22 protein-coding genes are annotated in these 22,590 nt (G+C 64.3%); 18 read left to right on the forward strand and 4 right to left on the reverse strand.

Annotated features, from left to right (window positions below; translation table 11 throughout):
- Positions 1-8: 8 nt before the first annotated feature.
- From NKH23_RS11870 to NKH23_RS11880, 3 genes are all read right to left on the reverse strand, one after another.
- Positions 9-1,388: an aspartate aminotransferase family protein gene (locus NKH23_RS11870; protein ID WP_353025187.1), complete on the reverse strand. Its 1,380-nt coding sequence runs from the start codon at positions 1,386-1,388 to the stop codon at positions 9-11.
- A gap of 34 nt (positions 1,389-1,422) precedes the next feature.
- Positions 1,423-2,916, reverse strand: a complete 1,494-nt coding sequence (locus tag NKH23_RS11875) for an NAD-dependent succinate-semialdehyde dehydrogenase (protein WP_352977361.1) — start codon at positions 2,914-2,916, stop codon at positions 1,423-1,425.
- Between the two features lie 127 nt (positions 2,917-3,043).
- A complete protein-coding gene (locus NKH23_RS11880; protein WP_352467670.1) occupies positions 3,044-3,535 on the reverse strand; it encodes an Lrp/AsnC family transcriptional regulator in 492 nt (163 codons plus the stop codon).
- Between the two features lie 82 nt (positions 3,536-3,617).
- Between NKH23_RS11880 and ehuR the strand changes: the two genes are divergently transcribed.
- From ehuR to doeB, 10 genes are all read left to right on the forward strand, one after another.
- On the forward strand, positions 3,618-5,003 hold the full coding sequence (ehuR, locus tag NKH23_RS11885; protein WP_352977311.1) for a MocR-like ectoine utilization transcription factor EhuR: 1,386 nt from the start codon (positions 3,618-3,620) through the stop codon (positions 5,001-5,003).
- 122 nt (positions 5,004-5,125) lie between these two features.
- Entirely contained in the window at positions 5,126-5,911 is a 786-nt protein-coding gene (ehuA, locus tag NKH23_RS11890) for an ectoine/hydroxyectoine ABC transporter ATP-binding protein EhuA (RefSeq protein WP_023677199.1), read from the forward strand.
- A 65-nt stretch (positions 5,912-5,976) separates the two neighbouring features.
- A complete protein-coding gene (ehuB, locus tag NKH23_RS11895; protein WP_352587308.1) occupies positions 5,977-6,828 on the forward strand; it encodes an ectoine/hydroxyectoine ABC transporter substrate-binding protein EhuB in 852 nt (283 codons plus the stop codon).
- A gap of 187 nt (positions 6,829-7,015) precedes the next feature.
- The gene (ehuC, locus tag NKH23_RS11900) at positions 7,016-7,675 is read left to right on the forward strand and encodes an ectoine/hydroxyectoine ABC transporter permease subunit EhuC (protein WP_292659914.1); all 660 of its coding nucleotides are present in this window, start codon (positions 7,016-7,018) and stop codon (positions 7,673-7,675) included.
- 16 nt (positions 7,676-7,691) lie between these two features.
- Complete coding sequence (gene ehuD, locus NKH23_RS11905; RefSeq protein ID WP_352467665.1) at positions 7,692-8,351, forward strand: ectoine/hydroxyectoine ABC transporter permease subunit EhuD; 660 nt, start codon at positions 7,692-7,694, stop codon at positions 8,349-8,351.
- Entirely contained in the window at positions 8,348-9,121 is a 774-nt protein-coding gene (gene eutA, locus NKH23_RS11910) for an ectoine utilization protein EutA (protein ID WP_352977312.1), read from the forward strand. The genes ehuD and eutA overlap by 4 nt, the downstream gene beginning before the upstream one ends.
- Before the next feature lie 10 nt (positions 9,122-9,131).
- The gene (gene eutB / locus NKH23_RS11915) at positions 9,132-10,124 is read left to right on the forward strand and encodes a hydroxyectoine utilization dehydratase EutB (RefSeq protein ID WP_352977313.1); all 993 of its coding nucleotides are present in this window, start codon (positions 9,132-9,134) and stop codon (positions 10,122-10,124) included.
- Positions 10,121-11,113 carry a cyclodeaminase gene (locus tag NKH23_RS11920; protein ID WP_352913835.1) on the forward strand — a complete coding sequence of 331 codons (993 nt, stop codon included), beginning with the start codon at positions 10,121-10,123 and terminating at the stop codon, positions 11,111-11,113. The genes eutB and NKH23_RS11920 overlap by 4 nt, the downstream gene beginning before the upstream one ends.
- A gap of 38 nt (positions 11,114-11,151) precedes the next feature.
- Positions 11,152-12,330 carry an ectoine hydrolase DoeA gene (gene doeA / locus NKH23_RS11925; protein ID WP_352977314.1) on the forward strand — a complete coding sequence of 393 codons (1,179 nt, stop codon included), beginning with the start codon at positions 11,152-11,154 and terminating at the stop codon, positions 12,328-12,330.
- Between the two features lie 5 nt (positions 12,331-12,335).
- A complete protein-coding gene (gene doeB / locus NKH23_RS11930; protein WP_352977315.1) occupies positions 12,336-13,337 on the forward strand; it encodes a N(2)-acetyl-L-2,4-diaminobutanoate deacetylase DoeB in 1,002 nt (333 codons plus the stop codon).
- A 3-nt stretch (positions 13,338-13,340) separates the two neighbouring features.
- On the opposite strand, the gene NKH23_RS11935 is transcribed toward doeB, so the two are convergent.
- Positions 13,341-14,000 carry a GntR family transcriptional regulator gene (locus tag NKH23_RS11935; protein ID WP_352977362.1) on the reverse strand — a complete coding sequence of 220 codons (660 nt, stop codon included), beginning with the start codon at positions 13,998-14,000 and terminating at the stop codon, positions 13,341-13,343.
- Between the two features lie 322 nt (positions 14,001-14,322).
- Between NKH23_RS11935 and NKH23_RS11940 the strand changes: the two genes are divergently transcribed.
- The 8 genes from NKH23_RS11940 to atzF are packed head-to-tail and all read left to right on the forward strand — an operon-like array spanning position 14,323 to position 22,590.
- Positions 14,323-15,450, forward strand: coding sequence for a BMP family ABC transporter substrate-binding protein (locus tag NKH23_RS11940; protein ID WP_352718126.1), 1,128 nt, complete (start codon positions 14,323-14,325; stop codon positions 15,448-15,450).
- Between the two features lie 20 nt (positions 15,451-15,470).
- The gene (locus NKH23_RS11945; protein WP_352718128.1) at positions 15,471-16,595 is read left to right on the forward strand and encodes an ABC transporter permease; all 1,125 of its coding nucleotides are present in this window, start codon (positions 15,471-15,473) and stop codon (positions 16,593-16,595) included.
- A complete protein-coding gene (locus NKH23_RS11950; protein ID WP_352977316.1) occupies positions 16,595-17,521 on the forward strand; it encodes an ABC transporter permease in 927 nt (308 codons plus the stop codon). The genes NKH23_RS11945 and NKH23_RS11950 overlap by 1 nt, the downstream gene beginning before the upstream one ends.
- Before the next feature lie 14 nt (positions 17,522-17,535).
- Entirely contained in the window at positions 17,536-18,237 is a 702-nt protein-coding gene (gene biuH, locus NKH23_RS11955; RefSeq protein WP_352977317.1) for a biuret amidohydrolase, read from the forward strand.
- A 52-nt stretch (positions 18,238-18,289) separates the two neighbouring features.
- Positions 18,290-19,774 carry an ABC transporter ATP-binding protein gene (locus NKH23_RS11960; protein WP_352977363.1) on the forward strand — a complete coding sequence of 495 codons (1,485 nt, stop codon included), beginning with the start codon at positions 18,290-18,292 and terminating at the stop codon, positions 19,772-19,774.
- Complete coding sequence (locus NKH23_RS11965; protein WP_352977318.1) at positions 19,774-20,442, forward strand: cysteine hydrolase family protein; 669 nt, start codon at positions 19,774-19,776, stop codon at positions 20,440-20,442. Before NKH23_RS11960 ends, NKH23_RS11965 begins: the two co-directional genes overlap by 1 nt.
- Positions 20,435-20,785, forward strand: a complete 351-nt coding sequence (locus tag NKH23_RS11970) for a cupin domain-containing protein (protein WP_352977319.1) — start codon at positions 20,435-20,437, stop codon at positions 20,783-20,785. The genes NKH23_RS11965 and NKH23_RS11970 overlap by 8 nt, the downstream gene beginning before the upstream one ends.
- Positions 20,782-22,590, forward strand: a complete 1,809-nt coding sequence (gene atzF, locus NKH23_RS11975) for an allophanate hydrolase (protein WP_352977320.1) — start codon at positions 20,782-20,784, stop codon at positions 22,588-22,590. Before NKH23_RS11970 ends, atzF begins: the two co-directional genes overlap by 4 nt.

The raw sequence follows: 22,590 nt of genomic DNA on the forward strand, positions 1-22,590 counted from the left end.
TCGGTTCTTCAGATGTTGGCAAACACGCTCTTCACCGCATCGGCCGTCTTGGAGACGACGATGTCGGCCTCTTCCCGCGTCAGGCAGAGCGGCGGCGCGAAACCGAGAATGTCGCCCTGCGGCATGGCGCGGCCGATGACGCCGCTTGCCGCAAGCGCGGTCGCGATCTGCGGTCCGATCTTTTGCGACGCGTCGAAGAAGACGCGGTCGTCCCGGTCGGCGACGAACTCGATTGCCGCCAGCATGCCGTCGCCGCGTACCTCGCCGACGTTTTTGTGGCCACCGACGGCTTTCGTCAGCTCGGCGCGGAAATAGGCGCCGGTCTCGCCAGCGTTCCGCACCAGGTCCATCTCGTCGATCAGTTCCAGGTTGGCGACGCCGGCGGCCACGCAGATCGGATGCGCCGAATAGGTCCAGCCATGGCCGAGCGAGCCGAGCTTGTCGGAACCCTGCACCAGCACCTGCCAGACCTTGTCTGAGACGATGACGCCGGAGAGCGGCGCATAGGCCGAGGTCAAGCCCTTGGCGATGGTGATCAGGTCGGGCTTGATGCCGTAGTGGTCGGAGCCGAACATGGTACCCAATCGGCCGAAGCCGGTGACCACTTCATCGGCGATCAAAAGCACGTCGTACTTCTTCAGCACCGCCTGGATCTTCTCCCAGTAGCCGGCCGGCGGCGGCACGATGCCGCCGGTGCCGAGGATCGGCTCGCCGATGAAAGCGGCGACCGTTTCCGGCCCTTCGGCGAGGATCATCTCCTCGAGCTTGTCGGCGCAGTATTGCGAAAACTGCTCCTCGCTCAGCGAGCGGTCGGCGCGGCGGAAATAGTAGGGCGCCTCGGTGTGCAGGACCGGCGCACGCGGCAGGTCGAAGGCGTTGTGGAACAGGTCGAGGCCGGTCAGCGATCCGGTCATGATGCCGGAGCCGTGATAGCCGCGCCAGCGCGAGATGATCTTCTTCTTCTCCGGCCGGCCGAGCACGTTGTTGTAGTACCAGATCAGCTTGATGTTGGTTTCGTTGGCGTCGGAACCGGAGAGGCCGAAATAGACCCTCGACATGCCTTGCGGCGCGCGGTCGATGATCATCTTGGAAAGCGTGATCGACGCCTCGGTGCCGTGCCCGACATAGGCATGATAATAGGCGAGGTTCTTGGCCTGTGCGGCGATCGCGTCGGCGATCTTCTGGCGTCCATAGCCGACATTGACGCAATAGAGCCCGGCGAAGGCATCGATGCTCTTGCGCCCGTTGTTGTCCCAGATGGTGACGCCTTCGCCACCGGCGATCACACGCGTCGGGCTCTCGCCACGCGCGTGGGTGCCCATATGGGTCGAGGGATGGAAGAAGTGATCGCGATCCCAGGCGGCGAGTTCGTTTGACTGGTCGAGCATTTTTCTACTCCTGAGGAAAATGTGTCGGCGCGGCTCACGCTACGTCGAGGCAGAGATATTTGAGATCGGTAAAGGCTTCGAGCCCGTGACGCGAGCCCTCCCGGCCGATGCCGGACTGCTTGACGCCGCCGAACGGGACCGGCGCGCCGGTGATCTTGACGCGGTTGATGGCGACCATGCCATAGTCGAGTGCGCGGCCGATGCGCAATTGCCTACCGCCATTCTCAGTCACGACATAGGCAACCAGGCCGTATTCTGTCGCATTGGCGCGGGCGACGACTTCCTCTTCGCGGTCGAAAGGCGTCACTGCCGCAACCGGACCGAAGGTCTCCTCGCGCATGATCAAAGCGTCGTCTCCAACATCGGCGAGCAGGGTCGGCTGGTAAAACAGCGGCCCGGCCGGATGACGCTTGCCGCCGGTCAGGCAACGCGCGCCTTTGGCGAGCGCATCGGCCACCTGCTCCTCGACCTTCTTGACCGCGCGTTCGTGCATCAAGGGTCCGATTTCAGTGCCGTCAGCGAGGCCATTGCCGGCCCGCAATGCCTCGACGCGTCTGGCGAAAGCAGCGCAGAACCGATCGTATATCGGACGCTGGACATAGATGCGGTTGGCGGCGAGGCAGTCCTGGCCGGAGGTGGCGAATTTGGCGTCGACCGCAATGGCCACAGCCTTGTCGAGATCTGCGTCGGCGAAGACGATCAGCGGCGCATGACCGCCGAGTTCCATCACCAGACGCTTCATCGTCGGCGCACTCTGCGCGGCGATCAACCTGCCGATCTCGGTCGAGCCGGTGAAGCTCATGGCGCGGACGCGCGGATCTTCGCACATCCGCCCAACGATGGTCGAAGCCTTGCCGGTGAGAACGTTGAAGACGCCAGCCGGCACGCCAGCGCGCTCGCCAAGCTCGGCTAGGGCCAGTGCCGACAGCGGCGTTTCCGACGAGGGGTGCGCGACGATGGTGCAGCCGGCGGCGAGGGCGGCCGCCGCCTTGCGGGTCAGCATCGCAGCTGGAAAATTCCACGGCGTGACGACGCCGACGACACCAAGCGGTTCGCGCCGCACCATCATCTCAGCGTTTGGCAGATGACTGGTGACGCTTTCGGCGTTGAGGCGTTTGGCCTCCTCGGCATACCATTCGACAAAAGAGGCGGCATAGTCGATCTCGCCGAGCGATTCCTTCAGCGGCTTGCCTTGTTCGAGCGTCATCAGCAGAGCCAGGTCATTTTTGGCGGCGACGATCAGATCGAACCATTTGCGCAAGATTTTCGACCGTTCCTGCGGCAGCAATGCGCGCCAGGCAGGAAAGGCGCGCGATGCCGCATCGATCGCCAATGTCGTCTGCCGGGCATCGAGCGCGGCAACAAAAGCGACGGTGGATCCGGTGGCCGGATCGGTCACCTCGAAACTCTCCGCGGTCTCGCTTGCCGTCCAGTGGCCGTCGACATAGGCGAGCTCGCGCAGCAGCCGTCGGTCGGCAAGGCGATCAAGCGCTTCATGGCGGTGCGAGCGGGCAAAATGTGCGGACATCATCGGGCTCCCGGTTCGGGTGATGCCGCAAGACTATCTCTGCCGCGCAAACAGAGAGGCTGTTTGCGTGCCTGCACGTAGAGAGATTGTCTCTATTGCCCTGCCCAGCCAGACGATCTCTCCGGTATCAGGAAGATGCCGGCAACAGATCCGCCACTGGCAGCACACTCTCCTCCTTCACCGTCTTGGTGACGATATAGGTGAAATAGCGGTCGATGCCGATCTCGCGCTCGAGCAGAGTGTCGACCAGCCGCTGATAGGCGTCGATGTCGCGCGCCATGACTTTCAGCAGGTAATCGACGCCGCCGCCGACAGACCAGCAGGCGACGATCTCGCGGATGTCGCGGATGACGCGCTCGAAACGGTCGAAATCGGCCTGGCGGTGGCTGGCAAGCGTCACCTCCATCAGCACGGTGGCGACCGGCGCGATGGCGCGCATGGCGATCCTGGCATGGTAGCCCGAGACGATGCCGGCCTTTTCCAGCTTGCGCAGCCGCATCCAGCAAGGCGTCGGCGACAGGCCGACCTTCTCGGCCAGCGCCAGCTTGGTGATGCGCCCGTCGCGCTGGATGGCGTCGAGGATTTTCAGGTCGATCGGATCGAGTTTCGCTGCAGCCATGATCGTCCACTTCCAGTGCCGGACACCATGATGGCGCATTATTTCGATTGTCAATTGCACTGATTTCGATCTCTAATAAGTCATGACATTTTGGCGACCAGATCCCGCTCTTATCCGACGGCCGGCCTATCAATCGCTCGCCGACCAGTTCGCGCGCGCCATCCATGACGGGCGCCTGGCGAATGGCGCTCGGTTGCCGACGCACCGGCAACTGGCCGACGATCTGAAACTTTCAGTGCAGACGGTCAGCCGCGCCTATGAGGAGCTGATCCGCCGCGGGCTGGTGTCCGGCGAGGTCGGCCGCGGCAGCTTCGTGCAGACACAGCGCCGCGAGCCGGAGCCGCCCTATCTGCCGGAGCGGCTGGGCGAGGTCATCGACCTCTCCATCCTGAAGCCGGTCTGCGAACCGATGCATCTGGAGCGGCTGAGGCAGGCGCTGGGCTGGCTCGCCGAAAACCTGCCGTCGAGCTCGGCGCTGTCGTTCAGGCCGAACATGGTGTTCCCGCGCCACCGCGCGGTGGGTGTCGAGTGGCTACGCCTCTGCGGCCTCGACGCGTCGCCGCAGAACATCAGCCTGACCAACGGCGCCACCGCAGGGATGACAGTGGCGCTGATGAGCGTGGCGCCGCCCGGTTCGACCGTCGCCACCGAGGCGATCGGCCATCACACACTGATCCCGCTGGCGCGTTATCTCGGTTTCAACCTCGAGGGTTTGCCGATCGACGACAATGGGCTGATCCCGGAAGCGCTGGACGAGGCCTGCCGGCTGTCGGACATCCGCGCCGTGTTCGTGCAGCCCTCGGTGATCAACCCTACGGCGACGCTGATGGACGCCGCCCGGCGCGAACAGATTGCCGCCGTTGCGCGCAGGCATGATATCGCCATTATCGAAAACGACGTCCTCGGCCCGTTGGTCGAGGACCGGCCGCCGCCGGTCGCGGCGCTTGCACCCGAGCGCACGCTCTACGTCACCTCCTTCACCAAGATCGTGGTGCCGGGCCTGCGCATCGGCTATCTCGCGGCGCCCGATCGTTATGTCGCCGCGGTTGCCAACCGCCACCTCGTCTCGAACTGGATGGCGACGCCGCTGGTGGCCGAGATCGCCACCAAATGGGTGACCGACGGCACCGCGATGGAACTCGTTCGATGGCAGCGCGTGGCTTTGCGGCGGCGTCTGGACATCGCCGCCGAGGTGCTCGCCGGAGTGGACTATCGGGCTCATCGCGACGGGCTGCATGTCTGGCTGCGGCTGCCCGATGATCGCGGCGAGGAAAGCTTTGTTTCCCAGGCCCGCCTGCAGGGCGTGGCGATCGCGCCCGGCACGTCGTTTCGCATTTCGCAGACGCCTTGGCATCCAGCTGTGCGGATTTCGCTTGGCTCGACCACGGAGGGGGAACTGCGTGCCGGTCTCGGCGTTGTCACCAAGCTTCTGCTCGGCGATCCCGAGCATCTCCTGCTTGCGATCTAGGCAACAATTGGCGGGGAATTGTGCGGAGTCCGAAATATTGTCATGATATTATTTTCTTGATTGACATGATTTGCCGCGATCCGCATCGTTAAAGGCACAGCTTCTCCAGCACGGGAAATTCATTGTCGGCGCCCATCATCAAGATCGACGGCATTTCGAAAAGCTTCGGCACCTTCAAGGTGCTGGATGGCCTCTCGATGCAGGTCATGCCCGGCGAGAAGCTGGCGCTGATCGGCCCATCGGGTTCGGGCAAGACGACGATCCTGCGCATCCTGATGACGCTAGAGCGCATCGACAGCGGCCACATCCAAGTCGACGGCGAACAGCTGTACCACATGGAGCGTAACGGCCGGCTGCTGACGGCCGATGAACGGCACTTGGCAAAAATGCGCCAGAAGATCGGCATGGTCTTCCAATTGTTCAATCTGTTTCCGCACAAATGCGTCATCGACAATGTGACGCTGGCACCGATGCTGACCAAAGGCGTGCCGCGGGCCGCCGCCGAGAAGCGGGCGATGGAGCTGCTCGACATGGTCGGCATGGTCGACAAGGCCAAAGCGATGCCGGCGCAGCTTTCCGGCGGACAGAAGCAGCGCGTCGCGATTGCCCGGGCGCTGGCGCTGTCGCCGAAGATCATGCTGTTCGACGAGGTCACCTCGGCGCTCGACCCGGAACTCGTCGACGAGGTGCTCAACGTCATGCGCAAGCTCGCCGCCGAGACCGACATGACCATGCTGCTGGTCACCCACGAGATGGGTTTCGCCCATGACTTCGCCGACCGGGTGCTGTTCTTCGATCGCGGCAGAATAGTCGAGGAGGGCAAGCCCGACGAGATTTTCCGCCATCCCAAACAGGAGCGCACGCAAGGTTTCCTGAAGAAGATCATTGCGGCCGGACATCGGGTCTGACTGCCATGCGAGGCGGCGACGCCTCAAGCAAGCCAAGAAGACAGACAAACAAGGAGTTGGGAACAATGAAGAAATTTGCCATTTTGGCCGGCGTCGCCGGTATTGCCCTGACGGCGGTGCTGGCTGCCTCGACGGCCGGCTCGGCCGATGACAGCAAGCTCGAAGAGCTCAAGGCGCAAGGCTTTGCCCGCGTCGCCATCGCCAACGAGCCGCCCTATACGGCGGTCGCTGCCGACGGCAAGGTTTCGGGTGCGGCGCCTGACGTTGCCCGTGAGATCTTCAAGCGCCTTGGCGTCAACGATATCGTCGCCTCGATCTCGGAATATGGCGCCATGATCCCCGGCTTGCAGGCCGGCCGTTTCGACGTCGTCACCGCCGGCCTGTTCATGAAGCCGGAACGTTGTGCTGCGGTCGCCTATTCGGAACCGGTGCTGTGCGACGCCGAGGCGATGCTGGTGAAGAAGGGCAACCCGAAGGGCTTCAAGAGCTACGAGGATGTCGCCAAGGACACCAGCGCGACGATCGGCGCACCGGGTGGCGGCACAGAGGAAAAGCTGGCGCTCACCGCAGGTGTGCCGCGCGAGCGCGTCATCGTCGTGCCGGACGGCCAGAGCGGCCTGAAGATGCTGCAGGACGGCCGCATCGATGCCTATTCGCTGCCCGTGCTGTCGATCAACGACCTGGTCAAGAAGGCCAATGATCCGAACCTCGAAGTCATCGCGCCGGTGGTCGGTGCGCCGGTCTATTGCGACGGCGCGGCCTTCAAGAAGGGCGACGAAGCGCTGCGCGACGCCTATGATGTCGAATTGGCGAAACTGAAGAAGTCCGGCGAGTTCGCCAAGATCATCGAGCCTTACGGCTTCTCGGCGGCGGCGGCGATGTCGACGAGCCGCGACAAGCTCTGCTCGGCGAAGTAGGCGCGTTCTTCCTTCTCCCCGTTGATGGGGAGAAGGTGGCCCAAAGGGCCGGATGAGGGGCGACGCCAGCTTCTGACAGATTGGCTCTGCCCCTCATCTGCCTGCCGGCATCTTCTCCCCGTGAACGGGGAGAAGGACGCTGAAGTGATCGCCTCGCCAAATATTCAATGCGGAGCCCTTTCGACCAATGACCCAATGGTCCGGCTATTTCGGCTTGATTTTGCAAGGAGCGCTTGTCACCATCGAATTGACGTTGATGGGGTCGGTGCTGGCCTTGGTCATGGCCTTTCTCGCCGGGCTGGGGCGGCTGTCGCGGTTTTTCGTGCTACGCGCGCTGGCCACCGCCTATATCGAGTTCTTCCGCGGCACCTCGATCTTCGTGCAGCTGTTCTGGGCCTATTTCGTGCTGCCTTTTGCCGGCATTTCTCTGACGCCGCTGCAGGCCGGCGTGCTGGCGCTGGGCCTCAATGTCGGCGCCTATGCAGCGGAAGTGGTGCGCGGCGCCATCAAGTCTATCGGCCGCGAACAATATGAGGCCTGCACCGCGCTCAATCTCGGCCGCTGGCAAGCCATGCGCCACATCATCCTGCCGCAGGCGCTTCTGGTGATGCTGCCGACCTTCGGCAACAACGCCATCGAGCTGCTCAAGGCCACCGCCGTCGTTTCGCTGATTTCGCTCGCCGACCTGACCTTCCAGGCGCAGGTGGTGCGTTCGCAGACCGGCAACACGCTGGTGCCGTTCAGCACCATCCTCGTCATCTATTTCGCACTGGCGCTGCTCATCTCATGGGGCGTGCGGTCGCTGGAACGCCGCATGGCGCGTGGCCTGGACGGGGTGCGCGTATGATGGATCGGGCCTGATAATGGAATGGGATTGGGATTTTGTCCGGCAGATCCTGCCGACGCTGATCGAGGGGGTGAAGATCACCATCCTGGCGACGCTGCTCGGCTCGGTGCTGGCGGCCATCGTTGGGCTAGGCATCGCGTTGGCGCGCCGGTCACCGAACAGGGCGTTGTCGCGCACGGTCGGCTTTCTTGCAGAGTTCATCCGTGGCACGCCACTGTTGGTGCAGCTCTATTTCATCTTCTACGTGCTGCCGGATTTCGGCGTCCTGTTGCCGCCGCTGGTGGCGGGCGTCATCGGTCTCGGGCTGCACTACGGCACCTACACAGCCGAGGTCTACCGCGCCGGCATCGACAATGTGCCGCGCGGCCAATGGGAAGCGGCCAAGGCCTGCAACCTGAACGCCACGCAGACCTGGACGCACATCATCATTCCGCAGGCAATTCCGCCGATGATCCCGGCGCTTGCCAATTATTTCATCGCCATGTTCAAAGAGACGCCGTTGCTGTCGGCGATCACCGTGCTGGAACTGATGAACCAGGCCAAGAGCGTCGCCAATACCTATTACCGGTATATCGAACCGATCACCTTGGTCGGCGCCTTCTTCCTCGCCATCAGCCTGTTCTCGGTGGTGCTGCTGCGCTGGCTGGAACACCGTTATGGGCGGATCGAACGATGAGCGCTGCACCCGATATCCGCCTGCACTCGGCCCGGCCGCCGCTCGATGCGCGTCCGCTGGAAAAGCGGGTCGGCCTGATCATCCTTGCCACCGACCATACGAGCGAACCGGATTTTCACCGCATGGTGGCAAGCGATCGTATCGGCATCTATGTCGCGCGTATTCCCTACGCTAACCCGACGACGCCGGAGAATTTGCGCAAGATGCAGCCGTCACTGACGGCGGGTGCGGCCCTGATCCTCCCCGACGAGCCGCTCGATGCGATCTGCTATTCCTGCACCTCGGCTTCCGTCGTGATCGGCGATGCCGAAATCGAGGCCGCGGTGCAGGCCGCCAAGCCCGGCGTGCCGGTGGTCACGCCGCCGATGGCCGGGGTGCGCGGCCTGAAGGCGCTAGGCGCCAGGGCGATCAGCATCCTCACTCCCTATACGGTCGAGACCAGCCGGCCGATGGCGGCCTATTTCACCGAGCATGGCTTCGAGATCGCCAGCTTCACTTGCCTCGGCTTCGAGGACGACCGCGAGATGGCACGGATTGCGCCGAAATCCTTGGTCGATCTGGCCCGCGAGATGACAGCCCCGCAAGCCGACGCGCTGTTCGTCTCCTGCACGGCGCTGCGGTCCGCGGCGGCAGTTGTCGGTATGGAAGAAGCCATCGGCCGTCCCGTGGTCACCAGCAACCAGGGGACGGCCTGGAATTGCCTGCGGCTTTGCGACGACGACGAGCCGCGCCCTGAATTCGGCCGTCTCATGACGCTGCCGCTGAACTGATTAATGAGCCATGACCACGTCCAGGATAAGCCTCGCCGATATCCGCGCCGCGCGCCAGCGCATCGCAGGCAAGGTCGAGCGTACGCCGACCGTCACGTCCCGGAGTCTTTCCCAGCACTTGGGCGCTGCTGTTTATCTCAAGCTCGAACATCGGCAGACCACCGGCGCCTTCAAGCTGCGTGGTGCCTCGAACGCCATCGCCTCGCTGACAGAAGAGGAGAGGGCGCGTGGCGTCGTCGCTGCCTCGACCGGCAACCACGGCCGGGCGCTTGCCTATGCCGCACAACTACAGGGTATTCGCGCAACGATCTGCATGTCGCGGCTGGTGCCTGAGAACAAGCTCGAAGAGATCCGCCGGCTTGGCGCCGAGATCCGCATCGTCGGCAACAGCCAGGACGATGCGCAGCAGGAGGTCGAGCGGCTGGTCGCCGAAGACGGGCTGATCATGCTGCCGCCTTTCGACCATCCCGCCATTGTCGCCGGGCAAGGCACGCTCGGGCTGGAGATCATCGAACAGGTTCCTGATGCCGCCCTTGTGCTGGTGCCGCTTTCCGGCGGTGGGCTGGCGGCTGGCGTCGCTGCTGCCGTGAAGGGCGTCAGCCCGGCGACGAAGGTGGTGGGCGTTTCGATGGCGCGCGGTGCCGCGATGAAGGCAAGCCTTGATGCCGGGCACCCGGTGCTGGTCGAGGAACTGCCGACGCTGGCCGACTCGCTTGGCGGCGGCATAGGCCTCGACAACCGGCTGACCTTTTCCATGTGCCGCGACCTGCTCGACGATGTGATCCTGCTCAGCGAGGACGAGATCGCCACCGGCATCCGCCATGCCTATGAGCAGGAGCGCGAGATCGTCGAAGGCGCCGGCGCGGTCGGCATCGCGGCCGTGCTTGCCGGCAAGGTCAAAGCGAATGGCCCGACGGTGCTCGTTCTGTCCGGTCGCAACATCGAAATGACACTGCACCGCAAGATCATCTGCGGCGAAGCAATTGCGGAGAGCGCAGCATGAGCCGGATGACGATCCTCACCGAAAGTGAATTGCGCAAGATCGTGAAGCTCGATCTCGATGCCGTCGCCTGCGTCGAGAACGCGTTTCGCGCGCTCGCTACCTTGCCGGTGGCAATGCCGCCAATCCTGCGGCTCGATATCCCGGAGCATCGCGGCGAGGTCGACGTCAAGACCGCCTATGTGCCGGGCATCGACGGTTTTGCGATCAAAATCAGCCCAGGTTTCTTCGACAATCCCAAGCTCGGCCTGCCCAGCGTCAACGGCATGATGGTGCTGCTGTCGTCCAAAACCGGGCTGGTCGAGGCGCTGCTGCTCGACAATGGCTATCTCACCGACATCCGCACGGCCGCCGCCGGCGCGGTCGCCGCCAAACATCTGTCGCGTCCGGGCTCCTCCGTTGCCGCGATCTTCGGCGCCGGTGTTCAGGCCGGACTGCAGCTCGAGGCGCTGATGCTGGTGCGGCCAATCACAGAAGCCCGCATCTGGGCAAGGGATGCCGCCAAGGCCGAAGCCGCGGCGGACGCATTGTCCGAAAGACTGGGCATCGCCGTTCACGCCGAGCCAGACGCGGCAAAAGCAGCCGCCGATGCCGACATTATCGTCACCACGACACCCGCGACCGAACCGCTGATCAAGGCCGGCTTCGTCTCCGCCGGCCAGCACATCACCGCGATGGGCTCGGATGCCGAGCACAAGAACGAGATCGCGCCGGCGATCCTGCGCATGGCCGATCTCTACGTCGCCGATAGCGCCAAGCAGACGCGGCGGCTGGGCGAACTGCACCATGCCATCGCGGCGGGCGTGATGGCGGCCGATGCCGAGATCACCGAGCTTGGCCACATCATCGCCGGCGAAAGGCATGGCCGGCGTTCGGCCAGCGACATCACCATTGCCGATCTGACCGGCACCGGCGTGCAGGACACGGCGATCGCCACGCTCGCCCGCGACCGCGCGCGTGCAGCCAAGACCGGTACGATTTTCGAAAGCTGATACCGGCCGCAAGGCCCAACATACGAGGACCAAGAACAATGCAGCCCAATTTGAAATTCTCGCGCGGCGAATTTGCGGAGCGCCTCGCCAAGACGCGGAAGGCGATGGAGGCCAAGGGCGTCGATCTGCTCGTCGTCAGCGATCCGTCCAACATGGCCTGGCTGACCGGCTATGACGGCTGGTCGTTCTATGTGCATCAGGCTGTCATCGTGCCGCCGTCGGGCGAGCCGGTGTGGTACGGCCGCGGCCAGGACGCCAACGGCGCCAAGCGCACCGCCTATCTCGCGCACGACAACATCGTCGGCTATGCCGACCATTATGTGCAGTCGACCGAGCGCCATCCGATGGATTTTCTGTCCAGCGTGCTCTCCGATCGCGGCTGGGGGAAGCTCAGCATCGGCGTCGAGATGGACAATTACTGGTTCTCGGCCGCTGCCTTCGCGTCGCTGCAGAAACACCTGCCCAATGCCCGCTTCGTCGATGCCACCGCACTGGTCAACTGGCAGCGCGCGGTGAAGAGCCCGACCGAAATCGATTACATGCGCAAAGCCGCCCGCATCGTCGAGGCAATGCACCAGCGCGTCGTCGACAAGATCGAAGTCGGCATGCGCAAATGCGACCTGGTCGCCGAGATCTATGATGCCGGCACGCGCGGCGTCGACGGCATCGGCGGCGACTATCCGGCGATCGTGCCGCTGCTGCCGTCGGGCGCCGACGCATCGGCGCCGCATCTGACCTGGGACGACCGGCCGATGAAGTCGGGCGAGGGCACCTTCTTCGAGATCGCCGGCTGCTACAACCGCTATCACTGCCCGCTGTCGCGCACCGTTTTCCTCGGCAAGCCGACGCAGGAATTCCTCGATGCCGAAAAGGCGACGCTGGAAGGCATGGAGGCGGGACTTGCCACCGCCAAGCCCGGCAACACATGCGAGGACATCGCCAACGCCTTCTTCGCCGTCCTGAAGAGATATGGCATCGTCAAGGACAACCGCACCGGCTATCCGATCGGGCTTTCCTATCCGCCGGACTGGGGCGAACGCACGATGAGCCTGCGCCCCGGCGACCGCACCGAGCTGAAGCCCGGCATGACCTTCCATTTCATGACCGGCCTGTGGCTGGAGACGATGGGGCTCGAAATCACGGAGTCCATCCTGATCACCGAGACGGGCGTCGAGTGCCTGGCCAATGTGCCGCGCAAGCTGGTGGTGAAGAGTTGAGCCCGATGTCCAGCCTTCGCCCATCACCGATCACGCCGACCGTCGATTTCGAGCGCGACGGCGTGCAGCACGGTTTCCTGCGGCTGCCTTACAGCCGTGATGATTCGGCCTGGGGATCGGTGATGATCCCGATTTGCGTGATCCGCAACGGCAAGGGATCGACCGCGTTGCTCACAGGCGGCAATCATGGCGACGAATATGAGGGGCCACTGGCGCTGTACGATCTCGCCCGCACGCTCGATCCAAAGCAGGTCAGCGGCACGGTCATCATCGTGCCGGCGATGAACTATCCGGCGTTCCGCGCCGGCACCCGCACCTCGCCCATCGACAAGGGCAATCTCAACCGCAGCTTTCCCGGCCGGCCCGACGGCACGGTGACCGAGAAGATCGCCGACTATTTCCAGCGCGAACTTCTGCCCCGTACAGACATCGCGCTCGATTTCCACTCCGGCGGCAAGACGCTCGACTTCGTGCCGTTCTGCGCCGCCCACATCCGGCCCGACAAAGTATTGGAGGAGAAAGGATTCGCTGCGGTCGAAGCGTTCTCCGCACCATGGTCGATGAAGATGCTGGAGATCGACGCGGTCGGCATGTTCGACACCGCCGCTGAGGAGATGGGCAAGCTGTTCATCACCACCGAGCTCGGCGGCGGTGGGACTTCGCGCGCGGAAACGGTGCGGATCGCGCGTCGCGGCGTGCTCAACGTGCTGCGCCATGCCGGCATCGTCGCCGGCGCGGTCGCGATGCAGCCGACCCGCTGGCTCGACATGCCATCGGGCGATTGCTTCTCGTTCGCCGAGGACGACGGGATGATCGAAACCATGATCGATCTCGGCGAGCCGGTGGCAGAAAACCAGGTGCTGGCACGCGTCCATTCCGTCGGCCGCACCGGCGGCGCACCGCAGGAGATACGGGCCAAAATGTCCGGTCTGTTGGCGGCGCGGCATTTTCCGGGGCTGGTCAAGGCCGGCGACTGTGCCGCCGTGGTCGCCGTGTTGGTCGATTGAGGGTCAGGAAACCGATGTCGGGAACGGCTCGGCCTTGCCTTTGGGGCGATCGCCGATGGCAAAGACGGCGCTCGCCTCGCTGACGATCGAGACATGATCCTTGGCGGCTGTTCCGGCCGCCGCACTGTCGCCGCGCATGATTGCGGTGACGATGGCGTCATGCTCCTGCCAGGACTGGGCCAGCCGCCCGGGCAGCATGAATTGCGCGCGCCGGAACGGCGCGAGGCGGCCGCGGGTCATGACGGTCAACTCATAAATGTGCTTGCTGTGGGCGCCGCGATAGAGCCGGGTGTGGAACTCGGTGTTGAAAAGCTCATACTCTTCTTCGGCCCCGAGCTGCACCAAGCGCGCCGATGCCTGATGCTCGGCCTCCAGCGTGCGGCGCTCGCCGGCCGTCATGCGCTCGGCCGAGAAGCGCGCGCAGATCGCTTCAAGCTCGGCCATGCTCTCGAACATCGAGGCGAGGTGCTCCTGCGTCACCACGGCGACGGTGGCGCCGCGGTTGGGCCGTCTTTCGACCAGTCCCATGGCGCTGAGCCGGCTGAGCGCTTCCCTGATCGGCGTGCGTGAGACGTCGAAGCGGGCGGCGAGCGAGGCCTCGTCGAGCTTTTCGCCTGGGCGCAGGAAGCCGGTGACGATCCGATCACTGATCGCCCTCACCATCTGATCGACGGTCGTGCCCGACCTGATCAAATTGCGCTTTCCCGACACGTCTCCTCCGTCCAGTCTTTTCGCTAGAGCCGTAAGCCACGCACCGGCCTCGATTCCTCCGCAGCTCTGTATGCCTATGTTTTAGCCTTAATGTCAAATTGACGATTTTGGAGGCAAAAAGTGTATGCAATTGCTCCGGCTTTGTGCAGGTCACATCGGCACATTCATTGATATTGCGGAATAAATTCCATTTCTAGAACTGGCACGCTGATTGCATACACTTCTTTCATTGAGGTGTTAACCGGCCCCAAAGGCCCCACAGAGGGAGCATTCAATGTCCGAGAGATTCATGCTTAGCCGCCGCGACCTGCTCAAGACCTCCGCCGCCGGAGCGGCGCTCGGCCTTGCGTCCGCATCGTTTCCGATCAGCAGGGCCTTCGCCGCGACGGCCACCGTCGGCTTCATCTATGTCGGGCCAAAGGACGATTACGGCTACAACCAGGCGCACGCCGAAGGCGCCGCCACGCTGAAGGGCATGGAAGGCATCTCCGTCGTCGAGGAGGAGAACGTGCCGGAGACGGTCGACGTCCAAAAGACGATGGAATCGATGATCAATCTCGACGGTGCGTCGCTGATCTTCCCGACCTCGTTCGGCTATTTCGATCCGCACATGCTGGCCATGTGCGCGAAATTCCCCGACGTGCAGTTCCGCCATTGCGGCGGCATGTGGAACAAGGACAAGCATCCGATGAATGCCGGTTCCTATTTCGGCTATATCGGCATGGGCCAGTATCTGAACGGCGTCGTCGCCGGCCACACCAGCAAGACCAAGAAGCTTGGCTTCGTCGCGGCAAAGCCGATCCCGCAGGTGTTGCTCAACATCAATTCCTTCCTGCTCGGCGCGCGCTCGGTAGACCCGACCATCACCTGCCAGGTGATCTTCACCGGCGAGTGGTCGCTGGCGGTCAAGGAGGCGGAGGCCACCAATGCGCTGGTCGACCAGGGTGCCGACGTCATCACCTGCCATGTCGACAGCCCCAAGGTGGTGGTCGAGACGGCGGCCGGGCGTGGCGCCTTCGTCTGCGGCTATCATGCCAACCAGAGCCCGCTGGCGCCGGAAAAATACCTGACCGGCGCGGAATGGAACTGGGCCAAGGTCTACAAGATGTTCGTCGACGATCTGGTGGCCGGCACGCCGCTGCCCAATTTCACGCGCGGCGGCCTGGCCGACGGCTTCGTCAAGATGAGCCCGCTCGGCCCCGCCGTCGGCGAGGCCGCCCGCAAGCAGTTCGACGGCACGCTGGCCGAAATGATGAAAGGCGGATTTTCGGTCATCAAGGGTCCGCTGAAGAGCAACAAGGGCGTCGTCGTCGCGACCGAGGGCCAGGCCTTCGTCGAGACCGCGCTCGAACTCGAAAGCATGGACTACCTGGTCGAGGGCGTCGTCGGTTCGACCGCCTGAACCGGATCGGAGACGGGGCCATGGCAGACACGGTCAGCACTGCGGGCGCACCGGCGCTGTTTGGCGCCAGGAATTATCCGGCGGCGCTCGAATGGGCGGCGCGGCGCGCGGAAGCCTTCGTCATACCGCTCGCGGCGCTGATCGTCGGCATGGCGCTGTTCAGCGTGTTCATCGCGCTGGTCGGCAAATCGCCGGTGCAACTCTACGAGACGATGTGGCGCGGCGGCTTCGGCTCGTGGTTCTCGATCCAGAACTCGCTGTCGCGGGCAGCACCGCTTTTACTGGCAGCGCTCTGCGTGGCGCTGCCGGCACGGCTCGGGCTCGTCGTGATCGGCGGCGAAGGCGCCATCGTGCTGGGCGGCGTTGCCGCCGCCGCCATCGGCGTCGCGGCGAATGGCGCGCCGGCTTTTCTGGTCATCCTGCTGATGGGCGCGGCGGGCGTGGTCGCCGGCGGCATCTGGATCGGTGCCGTCGGCGCACTCCGCCACTACCGCGCCGTCAACGAAACCATCTCCAGCCTGCTGATGGCCTATATCGCCATCGCGCTGATGAACCATCTTGTCGAAGGGCCGCTGCGCGATCCGGCCTCGCTCAACAAACCCTCGACCGAGCCGCTGGCGGATGCCTACCGAATCGGCAACATTCCCGGCATGGACGTGCACTGGGGCCTCGTCGTCGGTATTCTCGCCTGCGTCCTGTCCTGGCTGCTGATCGAAAAGACGCGTTGGGGGTTTGCCGCCCGCATCGCCGGCGGCAATGTCAGGGCGGCCCAGGTGCAAGGGCTTGCCGTCGGGCCGCTGATCGTCGGCTTCACCGGGCTGGCCGGCGGCTTTGCCGGGCTGGCCGGCATGCTGGAGGTCGGCGCCGTGCAAGGCAGCGCCAACGCCTCGCTCGCCGCCGGTTACGGCTATACCGGCATCCTCGTCGCCTTCCTCGCCCGCCACAATCCGCTCGCCATCATCCCGGTCGCTTTCCTGCTCGGCGGCATCGGCGCTTCGGGCGGGCTGATCCAGCGCCGCATGGATCTGCCCGACGCCACAGTGCTGGTGCTGCAAGGCATGCTCTTCGTGGTCATCCTGTTCAGCGAAACCTTTTACGGCCGCTTCAAGGTCTTCAATCCCGATCTGTGGAAGAGGGGCTCCTGATGGACGCGACCGAGATCGGCCTGTGGGGCGTGCCGCTCGCCATTCTCGGCGGCGCCATCCGCGTTTCGACGCCGTTCATCTTCGTCTCGCTCGGCGAAGCCATTACCGAACGTTCCGGCCGCATCAATCTCGGCCTCGAAGGCACGCTGGTCTTCGGCGCAATGACCGCCTATGCCGTCGCTGTGATGACCGGCTCGCCATGGCTCGGCCTGCTGGCCGCCGCCGGTGCCGGTCTTTGCTTCGGCCTGTTCCATGGCTGGATCTGCAAATTCCGTGGCGTTAACGACATCGCCATCGGTATCGCGCTGATGCTGTTCGGCTCGGGTCTCGCCTTCTTCTTCGGCAAGCCGTTCATCCAGCCCTCGGCGCCAGACCTGCCGGCCATCGCCTTCGGTGGCTGGTCGAACATTCCGCAGGTGCAGGCAGCGCTCAACGTCAATGTGCTGTTCCTCATCGGGGCGGCACTTGCCGTGTTCCTGTGGTGGGCTTTCCGCAACACCCGCGCCGGGCTGATCGTGCGCGTCGTCGGCGACAGCTCCGATGCGGCGCGCGCCATGGGCCTCAATCCGAACACCGTGCGCCTGCTTGCGACAGGCGTCGGCGGTGCGCTCGCCGGCATCGGCGGCGCCTATCTGTCGCTCTATTATCCCGGCAGCTGGACCGAACGCATCTCATCGGGGCAGGGGCTCATGGCGGTGGCGCTGGTCATCTTCGCGCGCTGGAACCCGCTCGGCTGCTTTGCCGCGGCTCTGTTGTTCGGCGGTGCCGGCGCGCTAGGCCCGGCACTGCAATCGGTCGGGGTGACGCAGGGCTACTATCTCTTTTACGCCGCACCTTACATCCTCACGCTCATCATCATGATCGCCACCTCGTCCCCGAGCCGCTCGCTTGCCGGCGCGCCGGGCGAATTGTCGATTACCAAATGACTGGAGTTTTCCCGATGAACGCCAGAGCCGAGATCACCCAGCGCTACATCGATGCCGATCCCTATCCATGGCCCTATAATGGCGAGCTACGGCCCGACAATACGGCGCTGATCATCATCGACATGCAGACCGATTTCTGTGGGCCGGGCGGCTATGTCGATCATATGGGCTACGATCTTTCGCTGATGCGGGCGCCGATCGGGCCGATCAAGTCGGTGCTCGCAGCCATGCGTGCCAAGGGCTACACCATCATCCACACGCGCGAGGGCCACCGGCCCGATCTCGCCGACCTGCCGGCCAACAAGCGCTGGCGCTCGCGCCGCATCAATGCCGGCATCGGCGACCCCGGACCTTGCGGTCGCATCCTGGTGCGCGGCGAACCCGGCTGGGACATCATCCCCGACCTCTATCCGGCGGCGGGCGAACCGATCATCGACAAGCCGGGCAAGGGCTCGTTCTGCGCCACCGACCTGGAACTGATCCTGCGCCAGCGCGGCATCGAAAACATCGTGCTGACCGGCATCACCACCGATGTCTGCGTCCACACGACGATGCGCGAGGCCAATGATCGCGGCTTCGAATGCGTCATGCTGGAGGATTGCTGCGGCGCAACCGACTACGGCAACCATCTTGCCGCGATCAAGATGATCAAGATGCAGGGCGGCGTGTTCGGCGCGGTGTCGAACTCGGCATCCTTCGTCGCGCAACTGCCGTGAGGGGGCGATCTTGAGCGGAGCCAAGAAAGCCGTCGGCGTCGAGACCATCGGCATGACCATGCGCTTCGGCGCCTTCATCGCGCTGGACGACGTCTCGATCAAGGTGCCGGCGGGATCGTTCCATGCGCTGCTCGGCGAAAACGGCGCCGGCAAGTCGACGCTGGTCAAATGCATGATGGGTTTTTACCATCCGACCGCCGGCGACATGCTGGTTGATAGCCGCGAGGTCGCGATCGCCAGTCCGAAGGATGCCTCGGCATTGGGGCTCGGCATGGTCTACCAGCATTTCACGCTCGTCCCGTCGCTGACCGGCGCGGAAAACCTGGTCATTTCGCGCGAGAAGGTGCCCGGCGTCATCGACTGGCGCAAGGAGCGCGCCGCACTTGCGCAATTCATGCAGCGTATGCCGTTCAAGCTGCCGCTCGACGTCAAGGTGGCGGAACTTGCGGCCGGCGAGAAGCAGAAGCTCGAAATCATCAAGCAGCTCTATCTCGGCCGCAGTTTCCTGGTGCTCGACGAGCCGACTTCGGTGCTCACTCCCGGCGAGGCGCAGGAAGTGCTTGGCCTGGTGCGCGACATGACCAGGACCGGCGACCTAACCGTGCTGATGATCTCGCATAAATTCCACGAGGTGACGGCCTTTGCTGACGACATCACCGTGCTGCGCAAGGGCAGGCTGACCGGAACCGGCAAAGTCTCGGAGCTTTCGCACAAAAAGATGGCGGCGATGATGATCGGCGACCAACCGATTGCAGCACTCGACAGCCGCGCTCCGGTGCCGGCCGGCGCCAAGCAGGTGCTGACGGTAAAGTCGCTGAAGGCGCCCGACCGCACCGGCTTGAAAACCATCGACATCGGCGAGCTCGATGTGAAGTCCGGTGAGATCGTCGGCGTCGCCGGCATCTCCGGCAACGGCCAGAAGGAGTTTCTCGAAGTCCTTGCCGGACAGCGGGCGCGCAATGGCGGCGACGTTCTGGTGAAAGGCTCGCCCTATGGCGCCAGCCGCAGCGAGGCGCGCACGCTCAATGTCCGCTTCATTCCGGAGGAGCCGTTGCGCAATGCCTGCGCGCCGAAGATGACGGTGGCGGAAAACATGGCCTTCCGGACCTTCGACCTCAACGAGGCCGGCAAGCCGATCAACTGGATCAGGACGAGCGCGATCAGGGACTATGCGGCCCATCTGGTCGAACAGTTCAAGGTCAAGACGGCCTCGCTCGCTTCGCCGATTTCGTCGCTGTCGGGCGGCAATGTGCAGCGCGCGGTGCTGGCGCGGGAACTGACCGGCGACGTCGACTTGCTCATCGTGTCGAATCCCTGCTTCGGCCTCGACTTCTCCGCCGTCGCCGAAATCCGCGCCCGCATCATGAAGGCACGCAATGCCGGGGCGGCGGTGCTTCTGATGTCGGAGGACCTCGATGAGCTGCTCGAGCTCTCCGACCGCATCTTTGTCATGTCCGACGGCGCGCTGGTCTACGAGACGCCGATCGCGCAGGCGAGCGTGCAGACGATCGGCGAGCACATGGCGGGACATCACTGATGGCGGAGATCGAGGCGCTGCCGTTTCCGTTTGCCTTCAGGCCTGAGGCGATGGCGCTGGTCGTCATCGACATGCAGCGTGATTTCGCCGAACCCGGCGGCTTCGGCGCCAGCCTCGGCAACGACGTCAGCCGGGTCACGGCGATCGTGCCGACAGTGAAAAGGCTGATCGACGGATTTCGCGCGGCCGGCCTGCCGGTGATCCACACGATGGAGTGCCACAAGGCAGATCTTTCGGATCTGCCGCCGGCCAAGCGCAATCGCGGCAATCCGTCGATCCGGATCGGCGATGTCGGTCCAATGGGTCGCGTGCTGATCGTCGGCGAGCCGGGAACGGCGATCCTCGATGAACTTGCCCCATTGCCAGGCGAAATCGTCATCGAAAAGCCGGGCAAGGGCGCGTTCTATGCCACCAGCTTCGGCGACGACCTGAAGCGGCTTGGCGCACAGCAACTCGTCTTTGCCGGGGTAACGACGGAGGTCTGCGTGCAGACCACGATGCGCGAGGCCAACGACCGCGGATATGAATGCCTGCTGGCGGAGGATGCCACTGAGAGCTACTTCGCCGAGTTCAAGGCGGCTACCCTTGCCATGATCAGGGCTCAGGGCGCCATCGTCGGCTGGACGGCGACGACGGACCAGGTGCTCGAGGGAATTTCCAATGCCTAACCTTGCCTTTGCCGGCCTCCTCAATGGTGGATGGCGTGATCTCCCATTCGAGCATTTCCGCGAAGGCATCACGGTGCATTGGCTGCTCAAGGGTAGGCCGATGGAACCGTCGGTCGCGATCCTGAACTACCGGCCCGGCGCCGCGGTGCCGCGTCACCGCCATGCCGGACTGGAAACGATCGTCGTGCTGGAAGGCACCCAGAGCGACGAGAATGGCGATCATGCCTCAGGCAGCGTGATCCTAAACCTAGTCGGAACCGAGCATTCGGTGTGGACGAAGGATGGCTGCGTCGTGCTTATCCAGTGGAACCTGCCGGTAGTCATTCTGGACGAGGCCAAATGAGCGACATACGTTTCGACATAGCGAGCCTGCACGCTGCCTATCGGGCCGGCGTCAGCATCGGCGAGATGATCGATGCGGTCCATGCGCGGCTCGCGGCGGCCGACGACCCGGGCATCTTCATCCATCTGGCGAGCAGAGCGGAGATGCTTGCCGAAGCGGAAAGGCTCGGCCCATTCGATCCGGTGGCAAAGCCGCTGTGGGGCGTGCCATTCGCGGTCAAGGACAACATCGATGTTGCCGGCATGCCGACGACGGCGGCTTGCGCGGAATATGCCTACTTGCCGGCGAAAGACGCCACCGTCGTGGCGCGGCTCAAGGCCGCTGGCGCGCTGGTCGTCGGCAAGACCAATCTCGACCAGTTTGCTACCGGCCTGGTCGGTGTGCGCACGCCCTATCCGATCCCGAGGAATGCGATCGACCCGAAACTGGTTCCGGGCGGTTCCTCGTGCGGCTCGGCCGTGGCGACGGCGCGCGGCATCGTCTCGTTCGCGCTCGGCACCGACACCGCCGGTTCGGGGCGCATACCCGCCGGCCTCAACAACATCGTCGGGCTGAAGCCGAGCGTCGGCTCGCTATCAGCCGCCGGCGTCGTGCCGGCCTGCCGCACGCTCGATTGCGTCTCGGTCTTCGCGCTCACCGTCGACGACGCCTACCACGTGTTCAAGGTCGCGGCGGCAAAGGACGGCGCCGATCCCTATTCGCGTGACCTCGGCATCCAACCGCTTACCGCGTGCCCGCCGGTGCTGACGGTCGGCGTGCCGGCCAGGGCCGACTGGACCTTCTTCGGCGACGAGGCGATGCAGGCGGGTTTCGAGGCCGCCCTTGCCTCGCTGGAGAGGCTGGGCTGCAGGCTGGTCGAAATCCCCTTCGACGATTTCTACGCCACCGCCAACCTGCTTTACGAAGGCGCCTGGGTGGCCGAGCGTTATGCCGCGATCAGGGACTTCATGGAAGCCAACGAGGCCGCCATGCATCCGGTGACGCGGCAGATCATCGGCGGCGCGCGAAAGCTTTCCGCAGCGGACGCCTTCAACGGGCTCTATGCCTTGCAGGCCTACAAGGCCAGGCTTGCGCCGGTCATCGCCTCGGTCGACCTATTCTGTGTGCCGACCGCGCCGACGCATTACACGGTTGAAGCGGTGTTGGCTAACCCCATCGTCACCAACAGCCGGCTCGGCACCTACACCAATTTCGTCAACCTGCTCGACATGTGCGGCATCGCCGTGCCGAGCGGAACCCGCAGCGACGGTCTGCCGATGAGCGTCACCTTGCTTGCCGCGGCGGGCAAGGACCACCTGACGGCCTCGCTTGCTCGCGATATCCATGCGGCAAGCGGCCTTGCGCTGGGCGCTACAGGCTGGCCGCTGCCGCAGCGTGGCGATCCTCGCGTGGACGTGGACGAAGGCACGATCGAACTGGCCGTGGTCGGCGCGCATCTATCGGGGATGGCGCTGAACGGCCAGTTGCAGCAGCTCGGCGCGATTTTCGCCCGGGCTGCGAGAACGGCGCCGCTCTATCGGCTTTACGCGCTCGCCGGCCAGTCGGTGCCGCGGCCGGGGCTCGAGCGGATCTGCAATGGCAAGGGGGCAGCGATCGAGGTTGAAGTCTGGCGGCTGTCGCCGCAAGCCTTCGGCCGCTTTGTTGCCGCGATCCCGCCGCCGCTCGGCATCGGGACGCTTCTGCTCGACGACGGAACTTCGCCGAAAGGCTTCCTCGTCGAAAGTGCCGGCCTTACCAATGCAGAGGAGATTTCGCATTTCGGCGGCTGGCGCAATTTTATTTCGGCTCAGCTGCAGCGGAGCTGA

The organism is Mesorhizobium sp. M1328 (genome assembly GCF_040318075.1).
Classification (GTDB): Bacteria; Pseudomonadota; Alphaproteobacteria; order Rhizobiales; family Rhizobiaceae; genus Mesorhizobium.

Coding starts and splice junctions, on each gene's coding strand:
- atzF (WP_352977320.1), top strand. CDS start 20,782: ATGAGCGACATACGTTTCGACATAGCGAGCCTGCACGCTGCCTATCGG.
- ehuC (WP_292659914.1), top strand. CDS start 7,016: ATGACCCAATGGTCCGGCTATTTCGGCTTGATTTTGCAAGGAGCGCTT.
- ehuD (WP_352467665.1), top strand. CDS start 7,692: ATGGAATGGGATTGGGATTTTGTCCGGCAGATCCTGCCGACGCTGATC.
- NKH23_RS11935 (WP_352977362.1), bottom strand. CDS start 14,000: ATGGTGAGGGCGATCAGTGATCGGATCGTCACCGGCTTCCTGCGCCCA.
- NKH23_RS11880 (WP_352467670.1), bottom strand. CDS start 3,535: ATGGCTGCAGCGAAACTCGATCCGATCGACCTGAAAATCCTCGACGCC.
- NKH23_RS11960 (WP_352977363.1), top strand. CDS start 18,290: ATGACCATGCGCTTCGGCGCCTTCATCGCGCTGGACGACGTCTCGATC.
- NKH23_RS11940 (WP_352718126.1), top strand. CDS start 14,323: ATGTCCGAGAGATTCATGCTTAGCCGCCGCGACCTGCTCAAGACCTCC.
- doeA (WP_352977314.1), top strand. CDS start 11,152: ATGCAGCCCAATTTGAAATTCTCGCGCGGCGAATTTGCGGAGCGCCTC.
- doeB (WP_352977315.1), top strand. CDS start 12,336: ATGTCCAGCCTTCGCCCATCACCGATCACGCCGACCGTCGATTTCGAG.
- NKH23_RS11970 (WP_352977319.1), top strand. CDS start 20,435: ATGCCTAACCTTGCCTTTGCCGGCCTCCTCAATGGTGGATGGCGTGAT.
- NKH23_RS11945 (WP_352718128.1), top strand. CDS start 15,471: ATGGCAGACACGGTCAGCACTGCGGGCGCACCGGCGCTGTTTGGCGCC.
- eutB (WP_352977313.1), top strand. CDS start 9,132: ATGACCACGTCCAGGATAAGCCTCGCCGATATCCGCGCCGCGCGCCAG.
- NKH23_RS11920 (WP_352913835.1), top strand. CDS start 10,121: ATGAGCCGGATGACGATCCTCACCGAAAGTGAATTGCGCAAGATCGTG.
- NKH23_RS11950 (WP_352977316.1), top strand. CDS start 16,595: ATGGACGCGACCGAGATCGGCCTGTGGGGCGTGCCGCTCGCCATTCTC.
- NKH23_RS11965 (WP_352977318.1), top strand. CDS start 19,774: ATGGCGGAGATCGAGGCGCTGCCGTTTCCGTTTGCCTTCAGGCCTGAG.
- NKH23_RS11870 (WP_353025187.1), bottom strand. CDS start 1,388: ATGCTCGACCAGTCAAACGAACTCGCCGCCTGGGATCGCGATCACTTC.
- ehuB (WP_352587308.1), top strand. CDS start 5,977: ATGAAGAAATTTGCCATTTTGGCCGGCGTCGCCGGTATTGCCCTGACG.
- eutA (WP_352977312.1), top strand. CDS start 8,348: ATGAGCGCTGCACCCGATATCCGCCTGCACTCGGCCCGGCCGCCGCTC.
- biuH (WP_352977317.1), top strand. CDS start 17,536: ATGAACGCCAGAGCCGAGATCACCCAGCGCTACATCGATGCCGATCCC.
- ehuR (WP_352977311.1), top strand. CDS start 3,618: ATGACATTTTGGCGACCAGATCCCGCTCTTATCCGACGGCCGGCCTAT.
- NKH23_RS11875 (WP_352977361.1), bottom strand. CDS start 2,916: ATGTCCGCACATTTTGCCCGCTCGCACCGCCATGAAGCGCTTGATCGC.